This is a genomic window from Halomonas sp. IOP_31, assembly GCF_021151495.1.
Classification (GTDB): domain Bacteria; phylum Pseudomonadota; class Gammaproteobacteria; order Pseudomonadales; family Halomonadaceae; genus Modicisalibacter; species Modicisalibacter zincidurans.
Genome location: NZ_JAIRBP010000004.1, coordinates 99,819 through 106,068, shown reverse-complemented (window position 1 = coordinate 106,068; position 6,250 = coordinate 99,819). Strand labels below are relative to the sequence as shown.

Sequence of the window (6,250 nt, the reverse complement as noted above, 5' to 3'; positions counted from 1 at the left end):
CAGCGAGGCTATCGCATTCAAGAGACTGGAGTTTGCATACTTTCCTTGAGCTCGTGACAGGCAGAAACGATGGACGGTGGCAATCAGCGAGGCTATCGCATTCAAGAGACTGGAGTTTGCATACTTTCCTTGAGCTCGTGACAGGCAGAAACGATGGACGGTGGCAATCAGCGAGGCTATCGCATTCAAGAGACTGGAGTTTGCATGCTTTCCTTGAGCTCGTGTCAGGCAGAAACGATGGACGGTGGCAATCAGCGAGGCTATCGCATTCAAGAGACTGGACAGAGAATGGAGCGATGAGGCCGGCATGCGCGTATTACTGGTAGAGGATGACCCGCTGCTGGGCGACGGTATCAAGACGGCCCTGCAGCGTGAGGGCTACGCGGTGGACTGGCTGTTAAGCGGCCACGATGCGCTGGCCGCGGTACGCTACGATACCTTCTCGGTGGTGGTGCTGGATCTGGGGCTGCCCGATCTTGACGGCATGCAGGTGTTGAAGGAGATTCGCCGCCGCAGTGTCCTGCCTGTCTTGATCCTGACTGCCCGTGATGACATCGAGGCGCGTATCGCTGGACTCGATGGGGGCGCCGACGATTACGTGCTCAAGCCCTTCGATCTGCAGGAACTGCTGGCGCGGCTACGTGTAGTGATGCGTCGCGCCCAGGGGCGGGCTTCGCAGATCATCGAGATCGGCCCGCTGCGGATCGACGAGGCGAGCCATGAAGTGACCTGGCATGCCCGGGTGGTGCCGCTGGCGCGACGCGAGTATGCATTGCTGCTCGAACTTGCCCGCCATCCGGAGAAGATCATGACCCGTCCGCATCTCGAGAGCCTGCTTTACGGCTGGAATGAAGAGATAGCCTCCAATGCCGTTGAGGTGCATATTCATCACCTGCGCCGAAAGCTCGACAAACGGCTGATCGCCACCGTGCGAGGTATCGGCTATCGCCTGAGCCCGAACTGCGAATGATCTCGATCAGGCGCTATCTTACCCGCACCCTGGCGCTGGTGCTGGCCGCGATCACGGCACTGAGCATCACCGCCGCCTACCTGATCACCAAGTATGAGATGGAAGAGATACTCGATGCTCAACTGAGCTTGCAAGCGCGTTTGATCGCCGCCCAGATCAGCGCCGACACGCCCCTTGCGACCTATCGCGAGATCGCCGCACAGCTCAGCCAGCCCGGGCATCCGGCGCGACGCTATACCGAGGGTCGGGCGGAGCCCCCCGATGCCCCGGGCGAGGCAGTGCGTTATAGCCACGAGGAGCGCATGCTCGCGGTGGGTTTCTGGAACGGCGATGGCACGCCGCGTTTGCTAGGCGCGAAATGGAACGACCAGGTTCCCTTTCCGCCGCCGAGTGCCGTGGGGTATCGTTGGATCGACTATGGCGGTGATCGTTGGCGGGTGTTTTCGCTGTTCGATACGCGCAGCGAGACCTGGATACGTGTCGGCATCCAGGAGGAGTTCATCGATGAGCTTGGCGGCAAGATCACCCTGGGCAACCTGATTCCGATGTTGATCGCCTTGCCGCTGCTGCTGCTGGCCACGGCATGGATCGTCAAGCGCAGCCTCAGACCTATCGACGCTCTGTCGCGTGAAGTGGCCAGTCGCAATGACCGCCAGCTGAGTTTCATCGAGGCCACTGTGCCGCGGGAATTGGGCGGCCTGCAGGCCTCGATCAACGCCTTCATCGCCCGCTTGCGCGAGACGCTGGAGCGTGAGCGGCTCTTCACTGCCGATGCAGCCCATGAGCTGCGCACCCCGCTGGCCGGAATCAAGATTCACCTGGATAACGCGCGTGCCGGCGAAGGCGCCTCGCTGGACAAGGCCTACACCGGTGTGGCGCGCCTGCAGCGGGTCGTCGAGCAGCTGCTGGTACTGGCCCGACTGGACCGCGGCGACGCCCAGCAGGCGCATGATATCGATATCTACCCGCTGGTGCTGGAACTGGTCGCTGAACTCTGGCCCTGGGCTCAGGCGCGTGGCCAGACGCTCGAAGTGACAGGGTCGACATCGCTTCGGGTCCGCGCCGACCCGGTCGAGATGGGCATCCTGGTGCGCAATCTCGTGGATAACGCACTGCGCTACACGCCTGACGACGGGCGCGTGACGCTCGAGCTGGCGAGCGCCGCGGGCGAGGCGCGGCTGATCGTGCGCGATAACGGTCCCGGGGTCCCGGAAGCCATGCTCGCACGGGTCACCGAACGCTTTCGGCGCGCCACGGACCAGCGCACTACCGGCAGCGGACTGGGCCTGTCGATCGTGCTCGAGCTGGCACAGCGTCAGCAAGCGCGGCTGACGCTGGCCAATCGCGATCCGTGCGGGCTCGAAGTGACTCTGGCATGGCCGGCAGCGGGCGCGACTCGGGTAATGACGCCGTAATCGCGCATCCTCTAACGCAAAAGGTCTCGCCGCATTCGGCGAGGCCTTTGCGTTTGTGTGAAGAGCCGAGGACTCAGCGCGGCAGGCGAGCCAAGGGCGCCTGGCGAAAGTAGCGTGCGAGCAGTGCATAGAGCTCGGGGTAGGCGCCATCGAGCACGTCGGGGGCACTGAAGAAGGTCTCGCAGCATACCGCGAAGCACTCGCCGGGATGCGTCGCGGCGTAGTCGTCGATCGGCGTGGGCTGGCCACGCTCGAGGTGCGCCTGCAGATCGTCCCATACCGCCGTGAATACCCGGTGCCACTCTTCGGCGGCGATATCCCGCGGCAGCGGCGGGCAGCCGTCGGCCTCCTGCGAGTTGCCCATGTCGAGCTTGTGGGCGAATTCGTGGATCACCACGTTGAAGCCGCTCCAGTCGCCGCTGTCCGCCAGGTCGGCCAGCGACACCACGATCGGCCCCTGGTACCAGGTCTCGCCGACTCGCTCGTCCTCGTATTCGTGCACCACGCCGGCGTCGTCCATCTCTTCCACATGGCGCCGAAACGCGTCGGGGACCACCACCACCTGATGGACGTTGGCGAACGCCTCGCGGGCCGCTCTGTCGTCCCAGCCGAGCGTCAGCAGGCAGGCCTGGGCGGCCAGGCCCAGGCGCGCGGGCAGGTCGAAGGCGTCGTCGTCGGGTAGCGTCAGACGCTTGCGGTGCAAGAACGCCCAGGCGCGCTCACCGAGCCGTTCGGTGTCGGCGTCGTCGAGTGTCGCGAGCAGCGGCACGCGCCGGCGAGCCTCCCGCCAGTCGGCTTCGGGGAAGGGCCGGCGTGCGCCGCCCAGGCGCTTGAGCTCATTCCACAGGCTCATGGTGCGTCTCGCTGGTGTACATTCAGCCGCTGGTCAGTTGCCATCGTCCTGTCTGCTTCCGGATGGCCGGCCCCCCGACTTCCACGACCAGTCGCGCAGGCGCAGGTCGTAGAGATCCTGGCGGCGATCCTTGAGGTTGGTCACCGAGCCTTCGCTGCGCACCACCTTGAGTCTCGTCAGGTCGAGATCCGAGAACATCACCATCTCGGTGTTGGGGGTGGTCTCGGAGAGCACCGCATCGTGGGGGAAGGCGAAGTCCGACGGCGAGAACACCGACGACTGGGCGTACTGGATGTCGAGATTCTCGATCGACGGCACGTTGCCGACGCTGCCGCACAGCACCACGTAGCATTCGTTCTCGATGGCGCGTGCCTGCGAGCAGTGGCGCACCCGCAGGTAGCTGTTCTTGGTGTCGGTCCAGAACGGCACAAATAATATGTCCATGTCCTGGTCGGCGAGCAGCCGCGGCAGTTCCGGGAACTCCACGTCGTAGCAGATCAGGATGCCCACGCGGCCGGCGTCGGTGTCGAACACGCACAGCTCGTCGCCGCCCTCCACCACCCAGTCGCGGCGTTCCTGCGGGGTGATGTGCAGCTTGGCCTGGCGGTCGATCTCGCCGTCGCGATGGCACAGGTAGGAGACGTTGTAGAGCTTGTCGTCGTCGCCGATCTCGACCATCGAGCCGGCGACGATGTTGATGTTGAACGACACCGCCATGCGCGAGATCTCGTTCTTGAAGCGCTCGGTGAAGCCGGCCAGAAAGCGGATCGCCTCGATCTGGTTGGATTGGTCGGTGAGCCCCATCAACGGTGTGTTGAACAGCTCCGGCAGCACCGCGAAGTCGCTCTGGTAGTCGGCCACCGCGTCGATGAAGTACTCGACTTGCTGGAGCACCGATTCCACCGAGGCGAACTCGCGCATCTGCCACTGCACCGCGCCGACGCGCACCTGGGTCTTGCGCGTCTCGAGCACCCGCTCGGCGGGTTCGAAGAGGATGTTGTTCCATTCCAGCAGCGTCGCGTAGCCCTGGGATTTCTCGTCCTCGGGCAGGTACTTGCGCAGCAGCCGCTTGACCTGAAAGTCGTTGGCCAGCTGGAACGACAGGATCGGGTCGTGGATCTCCTTGCGGGCGACCCTTTCCAGGTACTCGGTGGGCGACATCTCGGCGGCGTACTGGTGATAGTTGGGAATTCGCCCGCCGGCGAGGATCGAACGCAGGTTGATCGAGCGGCACAGCTCCTTGCGCGCCTCGTAGAGGCGCCGGCCCAGGCGGTAGCCGCGGTAGGCCGGGTCGATCAGCACGTCGAGGCCGTACAGCGCGTCGCCGTTGGCATCGTTGAGGATCACCTCGCGATGGCCGATCAGGTCGTCGTATTGGTGCGGGTTGGAGAAGGCGTCGTAATCGACCAGTGCGGTCAGCGCCACGCCGACGATGCGGCCATCGTCCTCGATGAGGATCTGGCCGTCGGGAAACTCGCCGATCAGTTTGTCGATGGTGTGCTTCGGCCAGGCCCCGCCGATGTCGTCGTAGACGGCATCCATCAGTGTCTTGAGCTGCGGATAGTCGTCGGGGGCCAGATTGCGCAGGTTGAGGTGAAGATCGTCGAGCGACATGGGATTCCTGATTCGTCAGTCCATGGCGTCAGGATACCATGCGAGCGCAAGGTAACGGGCCGGCCCGGCGGACTAAGCCGCCGGACCGGCTATCTCGGCGCTGGTTATTTACGCACAGCTCATTTACGCACGACGCGATAGATGATCAGCAACACGATGGCACCGATCACCGCAATGATGAAGCTGCCGATGTTGAAGCCGGAGACGTCACCGAAGCCCAGTGCGGTTCCTATCCAGCCGCCAACGACGGCGCCGAGAATGCCGATGATGATAGTGACAATGAAGCCACCCGGATCTTTACCCGGCATGATCAGCTTGGCAATCGCACCGGCGATCAGGCCGAAGATGATCCACGCAATAATTCCCATCGCGTCTATCCCTAGTTGATTCATGGTCTGGGCATGCCTTCCTGACATGCCCTCTGGAAGCTAGTCGTGGATGGCGGAAACGACAAGCGCCGAATTGGCGGCACCCTCTCCGCGAAAGGAACGTCGGCGCTCCCAACGGACCCTAAGGACGCATCGACCAGGACGAGTGATGACTGTTGGTAACGAATAAGCAAGAGGACATCGCAAGATTTCTGACAGTGGCCTCGCCCGTGTAGTGATGCCGGAGCGGGGCGATGGCTTCAGGCGCTTTCCAGGAAGGTCAGCGCATGGCCGTGTGACAGCGCGGCGGCGTGACGGTGATAGGCGCTGCGCGCCCAGCAGTTGAAGCCGTGATCGGCGCCATCGTAGACGTGGATCTCGACGTCGTCGCGCTGGGCGAAGGTATCGCGTACCTGGCCGATGTGCTCGTCGGTGATATGGCCGTCGTTGCCGGCGAAGTGGAATTGCGCCGGGACCTTGAGTGCGTCCGACTTGTCGAGATGCTTGGCGATGCCGCCGGGGTAGAAGCACACGGCCTTGTCGACGCCGGATTCGATGCCGGCCAGATAGGCGAGAATCCCGCCCATGCAGTAGCCCAGCGAGGCCACCTCGCCCTGGCATTCGGGGCGCTGACGCAGTGCCTGGGTGGTGCTGGCCAGATCCTTCACGGCGACCGTGAAGTCGATCTCGTTGACCAGCCTGAAGGCCTTGTCCATGTCATTGCCTTCGTAGGCCAGCTCGACGCCCGGTTCCTGGCGCCAGAACACGTCCGGGGCGAGCACCACGTAGCCGTCCAGCGCGTACTGCTCGGCGACGCTGCGGATGTGCCGGTTGACGCCGAAGATTTCCTGGATCAGCACGATGCCCGGGCCGTTGCCGGCCGGCGGCAGGGCCAGGTAGCCCTTGAAGGTCTGGCCGTCGTGGCTGGCGATATCGATCCACTGGGTGGTGACGGGTGATTGCGACATGGTTCCTCCGTGATGGCTGCGGACTTGCGGCAGCAAGCCTAGCAGGCAAGGGCAATCTGCTG

6 protein-coding genes are annotated in these 6,250 nt (G+C 63.7%); 2 read left to right on the top strand and 4 right to left on the bottom strand.

Annotated elements, in window-relative coordinates:
- Nucleotides 1–307: 307 nt before the first annotated feature.
- A complete protein-coding gene (locus K7I12_RS04010; RefSeq protein WP_031382617.1) occupies nucleotides 308–970 on the top strand; it encodes a response regulator in 663 nt (220 codons plus the stop codon).
- The gene (locus K7I12_RS04005) at nucleotides 967–2,385 is read left to right on the top strand and encodes an ATP-binding protein (protein WP_231663095.1); all 1,419 of its coding nucleotides are present in this window, start codon (nucleotides 967–969) and stop codon (nucleotides 2,383–2,385) included. The genes K7I12_RS04010 and K7I12_RS04005 overlap by 4 nt, the downstream gene beginning before the upstream one ends.
- Nucleotides 2,386–2,458: 73 nt before the next feature.
- On the opposite strand, the gene K7I12_RS04000 is transcribed toward K7I12_RS04005, so the two are convergent.
- From K7I12_RS04000 to K7I12_RS03985, 4 genes are all read right to left on the bottom strand, one after another.
- Entirely contained in the window at nucleotides 2,459–3,238 is a 780-nt protein-coding gene (locus tag K7I12_RS04000; RefSeq protein WP_031382619.1) for a zinc-dependent peptidase, read from the bottom strand.
- 33 nt (nucleotides 3,239–3,271) lie between these two features.
- Nucleotides 3,272–4,852 (bottom strand): bifunctional GNAT family N-acetyltransferase/carbon-nitrogen hydrolase family protein, encoded by a 1,581-nt coding sequence (locus tag K7I12_RS03995; protein WP_231663094.1) that lies wholly within the window; start codon nucleotides 4,850–4,852, stop codon nucleotides 3,272–3,274.
- Nucleotides 4,853–4,971: 119 nt separating this feature from the next.
- Complete coding sequence (locus K7I12_RS03990; protein WP_031382621.1) at nucleotides 4,972–5,220, bottom strand: GlsB/YeaQ/YmgE family stress response membrane protein; 249 nt, start codon at nucleotides 5,218–5,220, stop codon at nucleotides 4,972–4,974.
- A gap of 260 nt (nucleotides 5,221–5,480) precedes the next feature.
- Nucleotides 5,481–6,188 carry a dienelactone hydrolase family protein gene (locus K7I12_RS03985; RefSeq protein ID WP_231663093.1) on the bottom strand — a complete coding sequence of 236 codons (708 nt, stop codon included), beginning with the start codon at nucleotides 6,186–6,188 and terminating at the stop codon, nucleotides 5,481–5,483.
- Nucleotides 6,189–6,250: the final 62 nt, after the last annotated feature.